This is a genomic window from Limosilactobacillus reuteri subsp. simiae (assembly GCF_020784875.1).
Taxonomy (GTDB): Bacteria; Bacillota; Bacilli; order Lactobacillales; family Lactobacillaceae; genus Limosilactobacillus; species Limosilactobacillus reuteri_H.
This window is the reverse complement of sequence record NZ_JAJGUI010000076.1, coordinates 1-237: the sequence shown is the minus strand read 5'-3', so window position 1 is coordinate 237 and position 237 is coordinate 1. Positions and strand designations below refer to the sequence as shown.

Genomic DNA, 237 nt, shown 5'->3' with positions numbered 1-237 from the left:
GTGAAAGCACATCTGCCTCCGTAAGTGCAAGTGAATCAACTTCCGCCTCAGTAAGTGCGAGTGAAAGCACATCCGCCTCAGTAAGCGCAAGTGAATCAACATCCGCCTCAGTGAGTGCAAGTGAATCAACATCCGCTTCAGTAAGCGCCAGCGAAAGCACCTCGGCTTCGGTAAGTGCAAGTGAATCAACATCCGCTTCTGTGAGCGCCAGCGAAAGCACATCTGCCTCCGTAAGTG

Annotated in this window: 1 protein-coding gene; it reads right to left on the bottom strand. The window is 52.3% G+C overall.

Features of this window, described 5'->3' with window-relative positions:
- On the bottom strand, positions 1 to 237 hold a 237-nt coding region (locus LMC10_RS02075; RefSeq protein ID WP_411377831.1), incomplete at both ends, for a hypothetical protein.